At 44.7% G+C, this 19,246-nt stretch carries 16 protein-coding genes; 14 read left to right on the forward strand and 2 right to left on the reverse strand.

The window, feature by feature from the left end; genetic code table 11:
- The first annotated feature begins 93 nt into the window (after positions 1–93).
- Positions 94–2,421 carry a TonB-dependent receptor domain-containing protein gene (locus GTQ38_RS18310; RefSeq protein ID WP_161437012.1) on the forward strand — a complete coding sequence of 776 codons (2,328 nt, stop codon included), beginning with the start codon at positions 94–96 and terminating at the stop codon, positions 2,419–2,421.
- 17 nt (positions 2,422–2,438) lie between these two features.
- Here GTQ38_RS18310 and gldA read toward each other — a convergent pair whose 3' ends face one another.
- Positions 2,439–3,335: a gliding motility-associated ABC transporter ATP-binding subunit GldA gene (gene gldA, locus GTQ38_RS18315; protein WP_161437013.1), complete on the reverse strand. Its 897-nt coding sequence runs from the start codon at positions 3,333–3,335 to the stop codon at positions 2,439–2,441.
- A gap of 401 nt (positions 3,336–3,736) precedes the next feature.
- Here gldA and GTQ38_RS18320 point away from each other — a divergent pair, with 401 nt between their 5' ends.
- The 6 genes from GTQ38_RS18320 to GTQ38_RS18345 all read left to right on the forward strand — a co-directional run bounded on the left by GTQ38_RS18320 (position 3,737) and on the right by GTQ38_RS18345 (position 10,364).
- Entirely contained in the window at positions 3,737–4,564 is an 828-nt protein-coding gene (locus tag GTQ38_RS18320) for a prephenate dehydratase (protein ID WP_161437014.1), read from the forward strand.
- Positions 4,561–5,712 (forward strand): pyridoxal phosphate-dependent aminotransferase, encoded by a 1,152-nt coding sequence (locus GTQ38_RS18325; protein WP_161437015.1) that lies wholly within the window; start codon positions 4,561–4,563, stop codon positions 5,710–5,712. The genes GTQ38_RS18320 and GTQ38_RS18325 overlap by 4 nt, the downstream gene beginning before the upstream one ends.
- A gap of 1 nt (position 5,713) precedes the next feature.
- A complete protein-coding gene (locus tag GTQ38_RS18330) occupies positions 5,714–6,577 on the forward strand; it encodes a prephenate dehydrogenase (protein WP_161437016.1) in 864 nt (287 codons plus the stop codon).
- Positions 6,578–6,585: 8 nt separating this feature from the next.
- Positions 6,586–7,668, forward strand: a complete 1,083-nt coding sequence (locus tag GTQ38_RS18335; RefSeq protein ID WP_161437017.1) for a bifunctional 3-deoxy-7-phosphoheptulonate synthase/chorismate mutase type II — start codon at positions 6,586–6,588, stop codon at positions 7,666–7,668.
- A gap of 175 nt (positions 7,669–7,843) precedes the next feature.
- Positions 7,844–9,514, forward strand: coding sequence for a serine hydrolase domain-containing protein (locus tag GTQ38_RS18340; protein ID WP_161437018.1), 1,671 nt, complete (start codon positions 7,844–7,846; stop codon positions 9,512–9,514).
- Between the two features lie 172 nt (positions 9,515–9,686).
- Positions 9,687–10,364 (forward strand): head GIN domain-containing protein, encoded by a 678-nt coding sequence (locus tag GTQ38_RS18345; RefSeq protein ID WP_161437019.1) that lies wholly within the window; start codon positions 9,687–9,689, stop codon positions 10,362–10,364.
- 63 nt (positions 10,365–10,427) lie between these two features.
- Here the strand turns inward: GTQ38_RS18345 and GTQ38_RS18350 are convergent, their stop codons facing one another.
- Positions 10,428–10,868 carry a hypothetical protein gene (locus GTQ38_RS18350; protein WP_161437020.1) on the reverse strand — a complete coding sequence of 147 codons (441 nt, stop codon included), beginning with the start codon at positions 10,866–10,868 and terminating at the stop codon, positions 10,428–10,430.
- Positions 10,869–10,972: 104 nt separating this feature from the next.
- On the opposite strand from GTQ38_RS18350, the gene rsgA reads away from it, so the two are divergent.
- The 7 genes from rsgA (at position 10,973) to queA (ending at position 19,207) form a co-directional block, all read left to right on the forward strand.
- Complete coding sequence (gene rsgA / locus GTQ38_RS18355; RefSeq protein WP_161437021.1) at positions 10,973–11,923, forward strand: ribosome small subunit-dependent GTPase A; 951 nt, start codon at positions 10,973–10,975, stop codon at positions 11,921–11,923.
- On the forward strand, positions 11,920–12,372 hold the full coding sequence (gene dtd / locus GTQ38_RS18360) for a D-aminoacyl-tRNA deacylase (protein WP_161437022.1): 453 nt from the start codon (positions 11,920–11,922) through the stop codon (positions 12,370–12,372). Before rsgA ends, dtd begins: the two co-directional genes overlap by 4 nt.
- A gap of 81 nt (positions 12,373–12,453) precedes the next feature.
- Complete coding sequence (locus GTQ38_RS18365) at positions 12,454–14,370, forward strand: DUF3857 domain-containing transglutaminase family protein (RefSeq protein ID WP_161437023.1); 1,917 nt, start codon at positions 12,454–12,456, stop codon at positions 14,368–14,370.
- A 33-nt stretch (positions 14,371–14,403) separates the two neighbouring features.
- Positions 14,404–16,449, forward strand: coding sequence for a DUF3857 domain-containing protein (locus GTQ38_RS18370; protein WP_161437024.1), 2,046 nt, complete (start codon positions 14,404–14,406; stop codon positions 16,447–16,449).
- A complete protein-coding gene (locus GTQ38_RS18375; RefSeq protein WP_161437025.1) occupies positions 16,415–16,741 on the forward strand; it encodes a nucleotide pyrophosphohydrolase in 327 nt (108 codons plus the stop codon). Before GTQ38_RS18370 ends, GTQ38_RS18375 begins: the two co-directional genes overlap by 35 nt.
- Positions 16,742–16,778: 37 nt before the next feature.
- Positions 16,779–18,008, forward strand: coding sequence for a 3-phosphoshikimate 1-carboxyvinyltransferase (locus GTQ38_RS18380; RefSeq protein ID WP_161437026.1), 1,230 nt, complete (start codon positions 16,779–16,781; stop codon positions 18,006–18,008).
- Positions 18,009–18,157: 149 nt separating this feature from the next.
- On the forward strand, positions 18,158–19,207 hold the full coding sequence (gene queA / locus GTQ38_RS18385) for a tRNA preQ1(34) S-adenosylmethionine ribosyltransferase-isomerase QueA (protein WP_161437027.1): 1,050 nt from the start codon (positions 18,158–18,160) through the stop codon (positions 19,205–19,207).
- The last annotated feature ends 39 nt before the right edge of the window (positions 19,208–19,246 follow it).

The raw sequence follows: 19,246 nt of genomic DNA on the forward strand, positions 1-19,246 counted from the left end.
GCCGCGCTGACAATTTAGTACCCGTACTAGTACCAATTTCAAACCAGGATCCCATTACCGGAAGGCCCTAAAGCTGTTATTTGCCAAACGTTTATGACGTACAAATTGGCAGCATTATTCTGGGTCAGCTTATGTGCGACCTTGCAGGCACAGCAAACCGTTTCCCTTGAGGGGATGGTAACAGAGGCTACGGCCAAAGTGGTATCCGTAGGTGACGCCTTGCTTTTCGATCAAAGAGAAAAGGAGCCTGTGGCTTATACCGCGGTTCTTGAAGGTCGTTTCCGCTTCAATGAGGTCCCTAAAGGTAATTACCGACTAAAGATCTCCTGCCTTGGTTTTGCCTCCTACGAACAAGAAATTACTTTGTTTGAAAACGAATACCTGAGCATTGTTCTGGAAGAAAAAGCGACCGAACTGAAAGAGGTAGAACTGGTAGCTGCCAAACCCTTATTTGGCTTTAAGAATGGGAATGTAAGTATGGATGTTACCAACCCGGTATTGTCCGCTATCCCAGATCCTTTGGAAGTACTATCAAAACTACCGGGCGTTCAACTCAGTCCTGACAGAACCTCAATCAATGTGATCGGGCGGGGTGCACCCCTGATCTATCTGGGCAACCAAAGGATCTCGGTAGAGGAACTCACTGCCATGTCTGTAAGTGACATCCAGAGTGTGGAACTGATCAATAACCCTTCTGCAAAATACGAGGCGGAAGGTAGAACAGTATTGCTGATCACCACAAAGCAGTCTACTGGCAAAGGCCTAAAACTCGGTATTGTGGAAACGGCTTCACAAAAGCGGAATTTTAATAATTATCTGAACTTTACAGCGAATAACAGCGGAGAAGATCTTACACTCAAGGGCAGCCTGGCAAGGAACGACCTTCAAACCTGGGAAAGCAATAGTTTTGAATTCCTTATTCCCGAAAGGGATATACTTACGGATTACCTGGTACTTATTCCAAGAAATGACCGCTTGCAAATAAACAGTAACCTTGGGCTTTTGTACGACTTGAATAAGGAGGATTATATCTCACTCAATCTCAATCTTCAAAGACAAACAGACCAATTTCCAATTGAAACCAGTACGCTGCTTCAGGAAGGTAATATTACAGATCGAATCCTTACAAAGACCACGAATGACAATAGCAGAGACCTTTTTAGCGGTAGTTTTAACTACAATAATAGATTGTCCAGCAATCTAACATTGTTTTCAGGGGTCCAGTACACCTGGTACGACCAAAAACTGCAAACAGCCATAAACAATAATTTGAATGATGCTGGTTTTATTCCTTCACAGAACAGGAACCAACGCTATAGCATCGAATCCAAAGCCGTACGCGTAGACCTGGAAAAAAACTTTAAGAAGGGGCTTAAGGCTGAGTTTGGAATGACCCTGAACAAAGCGGATGCAGATGCCTTTACCCGGATCTCTAATATCAATGACGGATCGGATGAGGTGGTTAATTACGACTATTCCGAAACAACTACCGCGGCCTATTTACAGTTTTCTGGCGAAGGTAAACGATTTAGTTACGGCGCAGGTATGAGAGTGGAAACCAATGAGGCGAGGGGTGAATTTACAGATGATAGCCTGCTTGCCCTGGATCGGAAGAACACCAATTTTTTCCCAAGAGTGAACACAAGTCTTGAACTGGACAGTACCAAAAGCATTCAACTCAATTACGCCAAAACGATCCGCAGGCCTAATTTTAGGAATACCAGTACCATCACGGTTTTTATTAATCCCTTTCTGGAGGGCTCCAATAACGTAAACCTTTTACCCGCGATCACGGAGGAATGGTCAGTCAATTTTCAATGGAAAGACAAAAGCTTGAGTTTGCGCTATTCAGAACAGGATAACCCGATTTATTACAGTATCCGTTATGACGAACAGGCAGACAGGGCTGTCCTTGCCCCAACAAATTTTAAAGGAGAGACCGGATTGGACATCAACCTGGGATTGCCTTTTAATCACAAAATATGGACTTCTACAAACTGGGTCTCCTTGTTATACAGAAGGATCCGGGATCCGGAAGCAGCCTTAAGTGATTCCCGGCCATACCTTTATTACTACACCAATCATCAGTTCAAAATTGCCAGGGATACTACTATTTCCGTCGGAGGCTGGGGATTGACCAAAAGAAAAGAGGGCATTTACGAAAGAAATGGGCTTTTCGTCCTGGAGGCTGCCTTTTCCAAAACATTCTTTAAGAAACTTCAATGCTCCCTGCGCTTGAGCGATATCACCAGGGGGCAAAACTACCGGGAAAGTTATAATATCGCCGGAGTTGTGGCGGAGGGGATATACTTCGGAGATGCAAGGGAGATTGCCCTTAGCCTGCAGTACAGTTTCGGAAGCAGCAAAGCGAATGAGTACAGGAACAAGGAAGTGGATGACAACCTGGACCGAATTCAGTAAATGGAGTTTGCTGATCTCTAATCCGAAGTAAGTTCCGTAAATAAACTTTCCAGGTTCTTGTTCTTTCTGCTTAGCTGCAGGGTTTTCAGCTTGTTGTCATGAGCGAAGTCGAATACTGCCGGCCTCATGTCTTTGTCCGTATCAAAGCTTATTTCATAGACAAAGCCACCCGTATTCTTCACTGTGGTGGCATTGGGTAATTTTTTAAGCAGAACTTCTTCCACCCGGTAATCGAACTCCACTTCAATAATTTGTTCTTCCTCCTGCCGAAGGTCATCCAGGTTTTTGTCGCTCACTATACTGCCTTTGTTGATGATAATAGCCCTGTCGCAAACAGCTTCTACCTCTTTCATGATATGGGTAGAGAGTAAAATGGTCTTCTCTTTGCCGATCTTACGGATTAGCCGGCGAATATCCAATAATTGGTTCGGATCCAGGCCCGTAGTAGGCTCATCGAGAATTAACACCTCCGGATCGTGCAACAGTGCCGCGGCCAGACCAACACGCTGACGGTATCCTTTGGAAAGCTGCCCGATTTTTTTGTGCGCTTCAGGACTAAGCCCGGTCTGCTCTATAACTTCGGCTATGCGCGACTTGGGAACTTTGTACACCTCTGCATTAAAGGCCAGGTATTCTTTTACGTAAAGGTCCAGGTAAAGCGGGTTATGTTCCGGCAGGTAGCCAACACTTTTCTGAACGCTTCTGGGCTCCGAGACCACGTCAAAGCTGTTCACTTTGGCTTCTCCCGAATCTGAAGCACTATAAGTGGTAAGGATCTTCATTAGGGTGGATTTCCCTGCCCCGTTAGGCCCCAGGAAACCTACAATTTCCCCCTTGCTGATCTCAAAAGAAACCTCGTTCAGTACTTTCTGGGACCCAAAGGATTTGCTAATGTTCTTTACCGATATGGACATTCACTTTTTTTGGTAAAAATAAACAATGGAAACAAGATGAGACATGGAAAAGGACAATTTTCAGGAGGATGAAACGTTCTCTCATCGATGAACTATTATCAATAATATCAGCGTTTTCAAAAAAAATCCGCAACGTAGTCCAAATTTTGCGGAAGATTCAAAAAAAGGAAGGCATATTATTTGAATTTTAAAATTAATAGCTACATTAGCCCCTGAAATAAAGGAAAATGACACGCACATATTTTTGGAACAGCTTTTACTTTTACTTCTTCTTTAAGAGGGGTACGGGACTGTTCTAGTGTGCATGAAACAATATCGCATATGAAGTCCCGTGAATTACGGGACTTTTTTTTGGGATAAACTAAGTATTAAAGGCGCATGTGGCCGGTAAAAACAACATATTGAAAAAAAAGATCGCCATACAGGGTATTAAGGGATCTAACCACCATCAGGTGGCCGAAGAGTATTTCGGGAATGGCATTGAATTGGTGGAATGCCTCTCCTTCCACGGTCTGGTAGATGAACTGATCAGCAAAAGGGCAGATCAGGGGGTTATGGCCCTGGAGAATTCTATTGCCGGTTCCATAATTCCGAATTACGCCCTGGTCTACGAGAACAATCTGCACATTATCGGAGAACATTACCTGAATATTCATCACAACCTCATGGTTCTGAACGGGCAAAGTCTGGGCGAGATCACCGAGGTGCATTCACATCCCATGGCTTTATTACAGTGTAGGGAGTATCTGAAAACTCAACCGCATATAAAGATGGTGGAAGATGTGGATACCGCGGAAACTGCCAAACGTATACAGGATAATAAGTTAAAAGGAATTGCCGCCATAGCGCCCAAGGGCGCTGCAAAACTGTACGATCTGGAAATTATCGCCCCGGAAATCCAGACTATTAAGAATAATGCTACGCGTTTCATCATTGTCAAAACCAGGAACAAGGAACTCCCACGGGAAGAGATCAACAAGGCATCGCTGAGGTTTATTACAGATCATAAAAGGGGTAGCCTGGCAACTGTACTCAATGTAATGAGTGATTGCAATTTGAACCTTACCAAAATACAATCACTACCAATCATAGAAACACCCTGGAAGTATTCCTTCTTTGTAGATGTGACCTTTGAATCTTATGATCATTTCGCCAAGGCCAAATCACTACTAGAGATCATGGCTGAAGATTTTAAGGTATTAGGAGAATATAAAAATGCGAGATTATGATCCCTGTTGCAAATCGATTACATACCGTTGAAGAGTACTACTTCTCCAGGAAGTTGAGAGAGGTAAGGGAATTGGCAGCCCAGGGCAAGCCCATTATCAATATGGGTATAGGCAGTCCGGATCTTCCGCCCTCGCCAGAGGTTATCTCCAGTTTACAGGAGGCCATGTCCGCTGTAAGTGCCCACCAGTATCAGAGCTACCAGGGTTTACCCGAACTCAGAACCGCGATTAGTGGATTTTACAATAGAATGTTTGGAGTTCAGGCAGACCCGGGTACTGAAGTGCTTCCCCTGATGGGCTCTAAAGAGGGTATTATGCATATTAGTATGGCTTTCCTGAATGAAGGGGATGAGGTGCTGATCCCGGATCCGGGATATCCTACTTATACCTCCGTTTCCAAATTAGTAGGTGCCATACCAAGAAAGTATCACCTCACAGAGGCAAACAATTGGCTGCCAGACCTGAACGGGCTGGAAAAGGAGGATCTTTCCCGGGTTAAGTTGATGTGGGTAAACTACCCGCATATGCCTACGGGAGCCAAAGCCAGTGAGGAACAATTAGCTGATTTAATTGGCTTTGCAAAGCGAAACGATATTCTGGTTATTAATGATAACCCCTATAGTTTTGTTCTCAATGACCAGCCCACCAGTCTTTTAAAGGTAGAAGGCGCCAAAGCAGTGGCTCTGGAATTGAATTCATTGAGTAAGACCTTTAATATGGCCGGATGGCGAATAGGGATGGTTCTTGGAAGCAGCGAACATATCAATGCCATACTTAAGGTAAAAAGCAATATGGATTCAGGCATGTTTTACGGCCTGCAGAAAGGCGCGATTTCGGCTCTTGGCAGCAGCGCCTCCTGGTACGCCGGGCAAGATCGTATTTACACTTCCAGACGCAGCCTTATTTTTGAGTTGGCGGACAGACTGGGTTGTACTTATGACAGTTCTGCGGCAGGGATGTTTGTATGGGCTAAACTGCCGACAGGGGCAGCGAGCTCAGAATCTTATATTGATGAGTTGCTCTATGACAAACACCTTTTTGTGGCCCCGGGTACTGTTTTTGGTAATAATGGGGAAGGTTTTATCCGTTTTTCCCTCTGTGTGAAGGAACCCAAAATAGAGGAGGCCATAAATAGAATTAATAGCTAGTATGGATGTATTTGTAATCGGTATAGGATTGATTGGAGGTTCCCTGGCAAGGGATATCCGGAGGTTTCAGGAAGATGTCAGGATTTACGGCCTGGACGACAACCCTGCCCATATGAACGAAGCCCTGCGACTGGGACTGGTGGATGAGGAAGCAAGCTATGATCAGCTTTCAGAAGCCGATGTTGTGCTGGTAAGTATCCCTGTAGATGCTTCCGTAAGGGAATTGCCAAAGATCCTGGATAAGGTAGGGGACGACACCCTGGTAATAGACGCGGGTTCTACCAAAGCATTAATCTGCAACACGCTATCAGATCATCCCAAAAGAAGGAATTTTATGGCCTGCCACCCCATAGCCGGTACGGAGTTTTCCGGCCCGACTGCAGCAATCGATGAACTGTACCAGGGGAAAACAAATATCATCTGTGAAGTAGAAAAGACCGCCTTTAAATTACAGGAAAGGGGGCTTGAGCTCTTTAAAAAGCTGGGAATGCGTATTCGGTATATGAATCCTGAGGCGCATGACAAGCACATTGCCTATGTTTCCCACCTTTCCCATATCAGTTCTTTTATGCTGGGCAAGACGGTCATAGAAAAGGAAAAGAACGAAAGGGATATTTTCGATATGGCCGGCAGTGGTTTTGAAAGTACTGTGCGCCTGGCCAAAAGCTCACCCGATATGTGGACCCCTATTTTTGAACAGAATAAGGAAAACGTATTGGAAACACTTGAGGAGTACATCCGGAACCTGGAGGAATTCAAACAGAAACTGTTGCAGGATGATTACGAGGGTATCTACGGAGAAATGAATAACACGAACAAAATAAAAGAGATCTTAAAAGGTATTGTACCACAGAACAAAAACTAGAACAAGAAATGGAGAATTCAAAAGCATTAAGGACCTGGTTAGACGATATGAATTTACCGCATCCTTTGGTCATTGCCGGGCCCTGCAGTGCTGAAACTGAGGACCAGGTATTGCAAATAGCCCATGAACTGAAAGACACCGACGTGAACTACTATCGCGCTGGCATCTGGAAGCCAAGGACCAGACCTGGTAACTTTGAAGGGGTAGGCGCCATAGGACTAAAATGGCTGCAAAAAGTAAAGGAGGAAACAGGGCTGAAGACGGCGATCGAGGTAGCCAATAAAACGCATGTAGACCTGGCCCTGGAGCACGATATAGACATGTTGTGGATCGGAGCCCGCTCTACGGTAAGCCCTTTTATAGTTCAGGATATTGCGGATGCCCTTAAGGGAACCGATAAAATAGTGCTGGTAAAGAACCCCGTAAATCCGGACCTTTCGCTTTGGCTTGGTGCGGTGGAGCGCCTGCATTCTGCAAACATTAAGAAACTGGGAGTGATCCACAGAGGCTTTTCCACCTATGAGAAGACCAAATACCGGAATATTCCGGAGTGGCAACTGGCCATAGAATTGCAGACCAGGTTCCCGGACCTTCCCCTGATCAACGACCCATCTCATATTACCGGGAAGCGCGATATGATCCTGGATGTCTCCCAGACCGCGTTAGACCTGAATTTTGACGGTCTGATGATTGAAACCCATTGCGATCCGGACAATGCCTGGAGCGATGCGGCACAACAAGTAACCCCTAAAAGATTGGTACAGATTATGGAAGATCTAAGGATAAGGAAAGAAACGGACACGGAAGCGGAATTCAAGAGCCAATTGAGCAATCTTCGGGCACAGATAGACATCATTGACAACCAACTAATTGAAACCCTGGGCAAGCGTATGAAGATCTCCGATAGCATCGGTGAGATCAAGAAGCAGCGAAACGTTGCAGTACTTCAGACCAACCGCTGGAATTCTATCCTTGGGAAGATGATCCTCGAGGGCGAATCCAGGGGACTGAGCGAAGAATTCGTGCTGCGTATGTTCAAGGCGATTCACCAGGAATCCATCAACCACCAGGAGAAGATTATCAATTCATAAGTGCATGACTTTGCCTATCTTTAGGAGCTTAAGATGGGCAGATGTGATAGCTAACATTATTACTACACCCGAAAGGCCTTTTTGGATTTTCGGGTGTGGCGTTTTATATCAGGTCAGTTCCATGCTGAGAGCGAGGTGCCGTACCTCCTGCATCACTAATACTTAAACTCAATCTATGAAAAAGACGCTTCTTCTATTGGTACTTATTGCTATTTCCAGCTTGTCCTTTGGCCAGATAACTGAAAGTCAGGCAATCGACAGTATTTTTTCCCAATGGGATAGCCCAGAGGTGCCGGGTTGTTCCCTGGGAATCATCAAAGAGGGTTCCCTGATCTATTCCAAAGGCTATGGCCTGGCAAATATGGAATACGGCATTCCCAACTCCGGCAAAACGGTATTTAGAATAGGTTCCACCTCAAAACAGTTTACCGCGGCTTGCATCGTCCTGCTCGCGGAACAGGGAAAGCTCAGTCTGGAAGACAACCTAAAGGATCTGTATCCGGATTTTCCCGATTATGCCAGCAAAATTACGATAAGACACTTACTCAATCACACCAGTGGGATTAGAGATTACCTGGCGTTGTCCTATTTAAAGGGGTTGAGAGGGGATGATTATTACGAGGATGCGGAAATTATGCAATGGCTGATCAATCAGACCGATCTGAACTTTGATCCGGGAGAGGAATACTTATACAGCAATTCCGGGTATTGGCTGTTGGGCCAGATTGTAGAAAAGGTCTCCGGGAAAAATATGGCTGATTTTGCCAGGGAGCAGATCTTTGAGCCTCTCAACATGAACAGCACCCATTTTCATAATGATCATAAGCAAATCGTCAGGAACAGGGCATTCGGATATGCTCCGACTGGCGAAGGTAGCTACAGAATAAGCATGACCACCCTAAACATGATCGGTGATGGAGGAATTTTTACCAGTATTCAGGATATCAAAAAATGGGATGATGCGTATTACAATTCAACCGTATTAAGCAAGGAATTTTGGGATATGATGACTCAACAGGGTGTTCTCAATGACGGCGAAGTAATAAGCTATGCCTCCGGCTTGGACATTGAAGAATATAAGGGTTTAAAGACCATTAGGCACGGCGGAGCGTTTGTAGGGTTCAGGGCAGAATTATTGCGCTTCCCTGATCAGCGTCTGTCCATAGCGATTTTTGCCAACAGGGCTGATGCCAGTCCATGGGAAATGGCGAACCAGGTGGCAGATGTTATGCTCAAAGACAGTTTTATGAAGGCGGCTACCAATGCCAGTGAGTCAAAAAAGAGCAATAACAAGGATACCTTCATCAAACTAAGCCTCGAAAAGCTCGGAAAATACACCGGGGACTATTGGAATGAAAGCGATGCCTACACCAGAAGGATCTACGTAAAGAATGATACCCTGAGATATTACCGCAATGCGAATAGTGAAAGTGCATTGATGCCGCTTAGTGAGAAGGAATTTAAGATGATCAACGTAAGCGCTGATGTAATTATTAGATTTGATGACAAAGAGAAACGCACAATGCAGGTTACTGTAAATGACGGAGATCCGTCGAACTTTAACGCGTATCAACCAGTAAATTATACTAATGAAGCGCTTTCCGGCTATGAGGGGAGATATTTCAGCAAAGAACTCGACATCTTCTATTCTCTTGAACTTGAGAACGATTCCCTGATCCTTTATATCAATGACAATAAAAAGTCACTCCTGAAACCCATAGTGGCAAACCTGTTCACAAATGACGATTACGGCACCTTTCAATTCACCTCCGCCCCGGATGGAAAACCAGCGGGTTTTACACTGGCCGCCGGGAGAGTAAAAAATCTAAAGTTCGAAAAGAAATAATTCTGGCTATCCCCCAACTGATCTGGCTTTACGGCCGGACTCTTGCGGTGCGGAACGGAGCATGTTTTAGGCAGAGGCTCATTTTATTGGATTTTTTGGCAAAAAAAATGCATGAAATTGTAACAAATCCGTAGCGTATGCATCTTTTAGAAAAACACTAAATCAAAAAGAAATGAAAAAAATATTTACACTCCTTTTCCTCCTTGCCGGATTTACTACTTTTTCCCAACGTATCATCGATAAAGACGTGGGCCAATTTAATGAGATAAAGGTTTTTGACCTGATCGAAGTGAATCTGATCAAGTCTGACGAGAATCGTATACTGATCAAAGGGGAAAACGTGGATGACATTCGTTTTGTCAATAAGAATGGGACGCTGAAATTACGAATGCATCTGGACAAAAGATTTATGGGTGAGGATACCTTTATTGAGGTTTACTATACCGATCTGGATATCATTGATGGCAATGAAGGGGCCAAGATCGTTTGTAATGAACTCATCGAACAGAACCGAATAGAACTGCGTACCCAGGAAGGTGCTATGATCAAAGCAGGCCTGGATGTAGAGAACTTGGATGTACGGGCGGTTACCGGAGGCATCATTGAGACTTCCGGACTGGCCACCAACCAATTCATAGTACTGAACACCGGTGGAATTTTCGAAGGCAGGGAACTCAAGACCCAGGCCAGCAGTATTAAAATATCCGCTGGGGGCGAGGCGGAACTCTATGCCTCAGAGAAGGTAGATATCAATATCAGGGCCGGAGGTGATGTTTACGTCTATGGAAATCCCTCTCAGATAAATAAGAATACCTTTGCCGGTGGCAGAATATTTATAAAGGACTTCTAAGCCCTTAAAAGGCAATAAAAAACCCCTGAATTTCAGGGGTTTTTTTGTATTCAGATCTTTATTCTATTTCTTAAAGATGTAACGGGTGATAAAAATACCCTGATTATCTCCTTTTCCGCCTGCACTTTCAACTGCACTGGTAACAAAAGCCAATTCCCATCCGTCCGCAATCATAGAGTTGATCATAGAAGTGATAAGGGCATCGTTTGCCGCGATGTTCTGAAAGCGAATTCCACCAATATTAAAGAAGTTCAATAACTTGGTTTCTTCAAAATTCTTTACCCGGATCTCTTTTCGGTTCGATTTGTTACGAGTGTTGTCGTCCTCGGTCTGCACGCTGGTGTATTCTTTGTAATCTTTGTCTTCCAAAGCATTGACGATCCTGGATCTACCCAGACCGTTAGGTACAATGGACTCCACACTGGTGATTACTTTAAACTGTTGAGCGTTAGCGTCTAAGGTTGCAGCCAGGGCAAGGAACGCGATAAAAAGGATTTTTTTCATAATGGAAATTTTAGTTGGAAATTTAAATAGTTCATTGTCTTTGGCAAATATAACGGATAGCTTAGCGGATTGTTGTTTCTTTGTGAAGAAAACAAGAAAAATTAATGCAGGGAACGGTTTACAAGTCTACCGGAAGTCAATATATCGTCAGGACAGACGATGGCCAGCAATTTACCTGCAGAATTAAGGGCAAATTCCGCATTCAGGGTATTAAAAGTACAAACCCCATTGCCGTTGGGGATGTTGTGCGTTTTGACACTGAGACCATAGGGGATGAAACCATAGGGATAATAAATGAAATTGAAGACAGGAAGAATTATATCATACGAAAATCCGTCAAACTATCGAAGCAAACCCATATTATCGCTGCCAATATAGACCAGGTATTTTTATTGATCACCCTTAATAACCCTAAGACCTATACCATCTTCATTGACCGTTTCCTGGTTACTTCTGAGGCCTACGATATTCCAGCCGTATTGTTGTTCAACAAAGTGGATACCTATGACGAAGAGGAAATGCTTGAGGCGAAATATCTTGCAGACCTTTACAGGAAGATCGGGTATACCTGTATAGGGATCTCGGCAAAGACCGGGAAAAACGTGGATCAGGTACAGCAATTGATGGAGGGAAAGACCAGTATGTTTTCCGGGCATTCGGGAGTCGGAAAATCTACGCTGATCAACTTTCTGGAGCCCCAGCTCAACCTAAAGACCGAAGAGATCTCCGAACAACACCTACAAGGGCAACATACCACCACATTTGCCGAGATGTACGACCTGAGTTTTGGTGGCAGGATCATAGATACACCAGGGATCAAGGGTTTTGGGATAGTGGATATGGACAAGGACGAGATCGGAGACTACTTCCCCGAACTGTTCCGCCTTAAGGAGGGGTGTAAATTCAATAATTGCCTTCATCTGGACGAACCAAAGTGCGCCGTTAAACAGGCCCTGGAGGAGGACGAGGTAAGCTGGAGCAGGTACCGCAGTTATCTGCAAATGATCACGAACGAAGAGGACAGCTACCGGATAGATAATTATGCGGAATCATGAGGGCTGTCATCCAGAGGGTATCAGAAGCCAGTGTAACCGTTGAGGGGAAAAGGATCTCAGAGATCGGAATGGGCCTTCTTGTACTACTGGGGATAGAGGAGGCCGATAACAACGAAGACATAAGCTGGTTATCCAGGAAAATAGTCAACCTGAGGATATTTAACGACAGCGAGGGGGTTATGAACCGTTCGCTTCTGGATATTGATGGAGAGGCCATAGTTGTGAGTCAGTTTACCCTTCACGCTTCAACAAAAAAAGGCAACCGGCCATCTTATATTAAAGCGGCGAAACCAGATATCGCCATACCGCTTTACGAAGTTTTCGTGGGTCAGATGGAGCAGGACCTGGGCAAAAAAGTAGGAACAGGGATCTTTGGGGCGGATATGAAAGTTGCTTTGCTCAATGACGGCCCCGTGACGATTTGTATAGATACCAAAAAGAAGGAATAGCACCTTTTATCGATTTTTTTGAATAATATTGTAGGAATTAACACAGCTTTGTTGCGTTGATTTTCGAACCAAACAAACTGAATGCGTCCCTTCTACATCTACCTACTGCTTTTCTGTAGCCTGATTTCTTTCGGTCAGGAAGCGGATTATCGTATTAGCGCTATAAGTCCGGAACTTCTCAAGAATGCTAATGCGGTATATCGTCTGGACGAAATGAAGATCCATCTCAATTCCAGTCGTGATATGCGCTCCACTTTTAAACAGGTCGTGACCGTCCTGAACGAATTGGGCAATAAGCATGCGAACATGAGTGTGCATTATGACAAGGAAAGGAAAGTTAAGAGTATTGAGGCATACGTGTATGACAGCAATGGAAAGGAACTGGAACGGATCAAAAGAAAGGACTTCCAGGATGTTAGCGCTGTTGACGGATTTTCACTTTATGTGGACGACCGGCGACTCTATTACAACTATACCCCGGTTCAATACCCTTATACCCTGGAATTCTCCTACGAAGTGGAAACTTCGGATACCGGATTGTTTCCTTCCTGGTACTTTTTACCGGGATATACGGCCAGTGTAGAGAAGAGTATTTATAGCGTTTCCTATGGGAATGAATCACTAAAACCCATCGTAAAAGAGCATCACCTTGAGGGAATTGAGGTAACCAGGACTGAAACTCCTGGGATTACCAGCTTTACCGCCAGAAATATCCCTGCTGTAAAAAAAGAAAGTCTAAGCCCCTCCTTTCGCAAGATCGCCCCTAAAGTGGCTATCCGCTTACCCAAATTTCATTTTAAAGGCTATGATGCAGCCATTGATAGCTGGGATGATCTTGGAGTGTGGATACATAACCATCTCCTAAAGGAACAGACAGAACTTCCGGAACATACCAAAACTGAGATCCGAGGCCTGATGAAGGGAGTTACAGACCCCCTGGAAAAGGCTAAGATTGTTTATGATTACGTTCAGGAGAACACCAGGTATATCAGCGTTCAGATCGGAATAGGCGGATTCAAGCCCATTAGCGCTATGGAGGTAGACCGCGTAAAATACGGAGATTGCAAAGGGCTGTCTAATTACGCTAAAGCCCTGCTTTCTGTAGTAGGAGTGGATGCTTATTACGTACACGTGCAGGCCGGTCCGGACAAAGTGGATTTTGAAGAGGATTTCGCGGACCTGGTGCAGGGTAATCATGCTATTCTCGCCATTCCTTATAATGATATGTATTATTGGGTAGATTGTACTTCCCAGGTACATCCTTTTGGCTTTGTGGGGGATTTTACGGACGACAGGAAGGTTCTTGTTGTGAAACCGGACGGTGGTGAGATCGTGAAAACCGTGTCCTATCTTAACAAAGAGAACCATCAACATACCAGGGCCCGCCTTAGTTTGAACGCGCAGGGCGGAATTCAGGCTGAGGTAAGTATACAGACCAGGGGAACACAGTATGACAACCACTTTAAGATCGAAGACGACACCCCGGAAGAAATCGATAAACACTACAAGGAATACTGGGGGAATATCAACAATCTGAAGCTGGAAAGCTACAGCTTCAAGAACGACCAGGACAGTGTGTTATTTGAGGAAAACGTGACGCTTATAGCTGAGAATTACGCTTCTAACAGCGGGGAGAGAATACTCTTTACTCCAAATGCCTTTAACCGCAATGATTATGTGCCAAACCGTCACAGGACCCGCAAACTTCCGTTTGAGATACAAAGGGGGTATATGGACGAGGACGAGTTTGAAATCGTTCTGCCTGAAGGCTACAGTATTGAGGCGATGCCCTCTCCGGTTAAGGTGGAGACCGAATTCGGACATTATCTCACCGAATTGATCCATGAAGAGGAGTCCGGAACCATATTGTACAAGCGTAGCCTGTTTATTAAGCAAGGGGATTACTCCAAAGAAAAATACAAGGCTTATCGCGCTTTTCGCAAGCAGGTAGCTGCCAACGACAATGCCAAGATCGTTCTCATACGTTCCAAAACATAACCACAAATCACCAAACCAATAAACAAAACACTTATGAAAAACCTATTGTTGCTCCTATGCATTTTTACCGCTTCCCTAAGCCTGGCGCAGGAAGTGAAATTCGGAAAGGTTTCCAAAGCGGAACTCTCAGAAGCCTTTTACGAAAAGGACTCCTCGGCTTCGGCTGTGGTCCTCTTCAGGAATATAAGCCACAAATTCAACTATATCCAAAATGACGGATTTCACCTGGTGACCCATGTTCATGAGCGGATCAAGATCTACAATAAGAACGGGTTTGACTATGCCACAATAAGCGAAGCGCTCTATCACGATGGTAGTACCAGGGAGGCGTTGCAAGGACTAAAGGGTTATACCTATACCCTGGAGGAAGGAGAAATTGTAAAGACCAAATTAAAGAGTTCCGAAAGCTTTACCAGTTCTGTCAATAAATATTACGACCAGGAGAAATTCACCATGCCTAATGTAAAGGAAGGCTGTGTTATTGAGTACCAATACCGTCTGGATTCACCTTTTTGGTATAGTGTGGATGAGATAGCTCTGCAACTGGATATCCCGGTAAAGTATCAGGACGTTTCCATAGCCATTCCGGAATACTTTTCTTTTAAACCGAATTTTAAGGGATACCTGGGTGTAATGCCCAAATACTCCAAGAGTAATGCCAAGATAAACTATACATCAAAAACGAGAACGGGTAACAGAATGCATGCCAGGACCAATTTTAGCAATGAAGCTATTGACTACACTCTCAATACCACTCAATTTCTGATGGAGGATGTTCCGGCACTAAAGGAAGAGCCCTATGTGAATGATATGGACAATTACCGGGCGGCGGTTAACTACGAACTGCAATATGTCCAGTTTCCAAATTCCATCAGAGAGAGTTACAGCACTACCTGGGAAAAAGTGGTCGAAAAGATCTACAAGAGTGATTATTTTGGAAAACAATTGGCTCTTTCCAAATACTTCAGGGACGATCTGGCACAGATCATGGCAAACGTTCAGGGCGATGCGGATCTGGCAGCCGCGATTTTCCATCATGTACAACAGCGTATGAGTTGGAATGGCCTCAATAGTCATTACACCTATAACGGGGTGAAAGAAGCCTATAAGGAAAAATCAGGGAATACGGCAGATATTAACCTGATGCTGGCCGCAATGCTAAGGGAGGCCGGTCTGGAAGCCAACCCTGTACTCATCAGTACCCGAGACAATGGCATACCGCTTTTCCCAACCCGGGAAGGGTTCAACTACGTGGTGGTTGCCCTTGAGTTGGGCGAGTCCATGCTCTTTCTCGACGCCTCCAACAAATACACCAAACCCAATTTGCTGCCAATAAGAGCGCTTAACTGGATGGGTAGGGTAATCAAAAAAGATGGCACACATGTTTCTGTAGGGGTACGTCCCAGATCGCTTTCCAGAGAAGGGAATATGGCCGATATACAATTAAATCTGGATGGTACCATAGAAGGTAAAATGCGTAAGTCCTATACGGAATACCGAGCCTATAACTTCCGAAACATATACAACAAGGTAAGCGAGGAAGATTACCTGGAAAAGTTTGAGAATAAGCATGGTGGGATTGAGGTGTCTGATTATACCATTAAGAACAGGAACACCATTGGGAAACCAATCACGGAAGACTTCAGCTTCTATATGGAAGATCAATTGGCCGTTACAGGAGATAAGATCTATTTTTCTCCCTTGTTCTTCCACACTATGACAGAGAATCCGTTCAAACTGGAAGACCGGAAGTTTCCTATAGACTTTGCCTATCCATGGAGGGACAATTGTATGTTTACGATCACTATACCACAGGGATATGAGGTGGATTTTCTACCTGAAAGCATAAAAATGAGCTTGCCGGAAAATGCAGGTAGTTTTGTGTACCGTCTGGCTCAAAAAGGGAATAAGATACAGGTTATGGCGGATCTCAAGATCAATGAAGCCCTGATACCTGCTGAAAGTTATGCGGTGGTGAAAGAATTGTTCAGTAAAATAGTGGAAAAAGAATCAGAAAAGGTAGTTTTGTCCAAAACGTCTGAAAATGAACATACAGAACGCTCAGCAGGCGGTAGATGATTGGATAAAGGCGCATGGCGTACGCTATTTTAATGAGCTTACCAATATGGCTCAGCTTACTGAAGAGGTAGGGGAGGTAGCCCGGATCATTGCCAGGAGGTATGGAGAGCAAAGCGAAAAGGATTCTGATAAGCGAAAAGACCTGGGTGAAGAACTTGCTGATGTGGTCTTTGTGGTCTTGTGTTTGGCCAATCAGACAGGGATAGACCTACAGAAGGCTTTTGATCATAAATTGGCCCTCAAAACCCAACGGGATCATCAGCGCCATCAAAACAACAAAAAGCTCAAATAGTACTATATTTGGGCTTTCTTTTTTAAACCCAGGTATTTTGAACTTGTATCTCTCCGGACCAGCTGAAAAGGTTTTAAAATCCGATATTGAAATTACCGGCTCGAAAAGCGAATCCAATCGCCTGTTGCTTCTCCAGGCGCTTTATCCTGATCTGAGTATCGATAATTGCTCCAATTCGGATGACGCCAGGGTGATGAAAAAGGGACTTGGGATCTCAAGCGGAGAAGTGGATATCCACCATGCCGGTACAGCCATGCGTTTTCTAACCGCATATTTTGCCTCCCAGCAAGGGAAAGAAGTAGTGCTCACCGGATCCAAACGTATGCAGGAACGTCCCATAGAGGTCCTGGTTGAAGCCCTTAAAGATCTGGGAGCAGATATCAGCTATTTGAAGACTTCAGGATGCCCTCCGATCAAGATCAAGGGAAAACGCTTGTATGGGGGTAAGGTGAGTTTGCCGGCCAATATCAGCAGTCAGTATATTTCTGCCTTACTATTGGTAGCTCCGCGCCTGGAAAGGGGATTGGAACTGGAATTGATCGGAACCATAACTTCAATACCCTATATCAAAATGACCCTTGGCCTGCTTGAACAAATTGGGGTCGGGCATTCTTTCGAAGGAAATATCATTAAGGTCGCCCCGCTTGATACCGTTTCTCCAAGAACACTGGTCGTTGAATCTGACTGGAGTTCCGCTTCCTATTTCTACAGTATCCTGGCGCTAAGTGAAGCCGGTTCCACCATCAGGCTTTCAGCTTACCGGGAACACAGTTTGCAGGGAGACAGTATACTGGCGGATCTCTACAAAGCACTTGGAGTAGACACCCAATTTCAGGAAAATAGTATAGTATTAACAAAGACTTCGAGGCCGCTGCCTTCCAAAATCGACCTGGATCTTAGCAATGCGCCTGACCTGGCGCAGACCCTGGTGGTAACTTGCTTTGGCCTTGGACTTCCCTGCCATCTTAGCGGATTACACACCCTGAAGATAAAGGAAACGGACAGGCTGGAGGCCCTGAAAAATGAGTTGGGCAAACTAGGTGCAGATATCTCTGTTACGGACAAAAGCCTTAGGCTGGAAGCCGCGACAAGCATAAATAAAGCAGTGAGCATAGCGACCTATAACGATCATAGAATGGCTATGGCCTTTGCTCCGTTGGCCCTTCGTACGGACTTGATCATCGATGATGCAGAAGTAGTCTCCAAGTCTTATCCCGACTTTTGGAAGGACCTGGACCGGCTGGCTTTTCAGATAAAGGAGGTTTAAGCTCAATTATTACCCCATTTACTTGACAACCCCTATCTCGGGATTGTATATTTGCAGCCGCAAAAATCCGGATCTGAAAGCATTAAGGCGGAAAAGTCTTTGCGCAAATGGCAAGCCACAGATCACAAATCCAAAAAGTAAACACATAGATGAAATTATCGCACTTCAATTTTGAGTTACCTAAAGATCTTCTGGCTGAGTACCCGGCTGAGAACAGAGATGAATCCAAACTAATGGTGATTCACCGGGAGACCGGTAAAATTGAACACCGTATGTTCAAAGACCTTATCGAGTATTTTGATGAAGGGGATGTTATGGTCCTGAACAACACCAAGGTGTTTCCGGCAAGGCTTTACGGTAACAAAGAAAAAACCGGAGCCAGGATTGAAGTATTCCTACTGCGCGAATTGAACGAAGAACAAAGATTGTGGGACGTACTGGTAGATCCTGCGAGGAAGATTCGTATTGGAAATAAGCTGTACTTTGGAGATGATGAGAGCCTGGTTGCTGAGGTGATAGACAATACCACTTCCAGGGGAAGAACATTGCGTTTTCTCTACGACGGGTCTTACACAGACTTTAGAAGAAAACTGAGAGAGCTTGGAGAGACGCCGCTTCCCAAGTACATTAAAAGGGACGTGGAGCCAGAGGACGAAGACCGTTACCAAACGATCTACGCGAAGCACGAAGGTGCGGTTGCCGCCCCTACCGCAGGCCTGCATTTCTCTAAACATCTTCTGAAGCGATTGGAGATCAAAGGAATTGACTTTGCCGAGCTCACCTTACACGTTGGATTGGGTACTTTCAACCCTGTGGAAGTTGAAGACCTTTCCAAACACAAAATGGACAGTGAGGAGCTGGTGATCGAAGAAAGGGCCATTGAGGTGGTAAACAATGCGAAAAGGAACAAGCGCAAGGTTTGTGCTGTAGGGACTACCGCAATGAGAGGCCTGGAAAGCGCGGTTTCTTCGGAACATATGCTGAATACTTTTGACGGGTGGACGAATAAGTTCATTTTTCCTCCCTATGACTTCAGCATAGCCAATGCCATGGTTACAAATTTTCATTTGCCGAAATCTACGCTTTTGATGATGGTTTCTGCCTTTATGGGGCACGATCTTATGAAAAGGGCTTATAAGGAGGCTATTCTGGAAGGATATCGCTTCTATTCTTATGGCGATGCTATGCTCATCCTGTAAGCGGCAAGTTGTACATAATATTGAAAATCCTGTCCACAT

The organism is Poritiphilus flavus (assembly GCF_009901585.1).
In the GTDB taxonomy this organism is placed as follows: domain Bacteria; phylum Bacteroidota; class Bacteroidia; order Flavobacteriales; family Flavobacteriaceae; genus Poritiphilus; species Poritiphilus flavus.

What these genes read in the sequence shown, in the direction of transcription:
- GTQ38_RS18325 (WP_161437015.1), top strand. Translation starts at nt 4,561, where the DNA reads ATGATCCCTGTTGCAAATCGATTACATACCGTTGAAGAGTACTACTTC.
- GTQ38_RS18335 (WP_161437017.1), top strand. Translation starts at nt 6,586, where the DNA reads ATGGAGAATTCAAAAGCATTAAGGACCTGGTTAGACGATATGAATTTA.
- rsgA (WP_161437021.1), top strand. Translation starts at nt 10,973, where the DNA reads ATGCAGGGAACGGTTTACAAGTCTACCGGAAGTCAATATATCGTCAGG.
- GTQ38_RS18310 (WP_161437012.1), top strand. Translation starts at nt 94, where the DNA reads ATGACGTACAAATTGGCAGCATTATTCTGGGTCAGCTTATGTGCGACC.
- GTQ38_RS18345 (WP_161437019.1), top strand. Translation starts at nt 9,687, where the DNA reads ATGAAAAAAATATTTACACTCCTTTTCCTCCTTGCCGGATTTACTACT.
- GTQ38_RS18375 (WP_161437025.1), top strand. Translation starts at nt 16,415, where the DNA reads ATGAACATACAGAACGCTCAGCAGGCGGTAGATGATTGGATAAAGGCG.
- GTQ38_RS18365 (WP_161437023.1), top strand. Translation starts at nt 12,454, where the DNA reads ATGCGTCCCTTCTACATCTACCTACTGCTTTTCTGTAGCCTGATTTCT.
- GTQ38_RS18330 (WP_161437016.1), top strand. Translation starts at nt 5,714, where the DNA reads ATGGATGTATTTGTAATCGGTATAGGATTGATTGGAGGTTCCCTGGCA.
- dtd (WP_161437022.1), top strand. Translation starts at nt 11,920, where the DNA reads ATGAGGGCTGTCATCCAGAGGGTATCAGAAGCCAGTGTAACCGTTGAG.
- GTQ38_RS18350 (WP_161437020.1), bottom strand. Translation starts at nt 10,868, where the DNA reads ATGAAAAAAATCCTTTTTATCGCGTTCCTTGCCCTGGCTGCAACCTTA.
- queA (WP_161437027.1), top strand. Translation starts at nt 18,158, where the DNA reads ATGAAATTATCGCACTTCAATTTTGAGTTACCTAAAGATCTTCTGGCT.
- GTQ38_RS18370 (WP_161437024.1), top strand. Translation starts at nt 14,404, where the DNA reads ATGAAAAACCTATTGTTGCTCCTATGCATTTTTACCGCTTCCCTAAGC.
- GTQ38_RS18340 (WP_161437018.1), top strand. Translation starts at nt 7,844, where the DNA reads ATGAAAAAGACGCTTCTTCTATTGGTACTTATTGCTATTTCCAGCTTG.
- gldA (WP_161437013.1), bottom strand. Translation starts at nt 3,335, where the DNA reads ATGTCCATATCGGTAAAGAACATTAGCAAATCCTTTGGGTCCCAGAAA.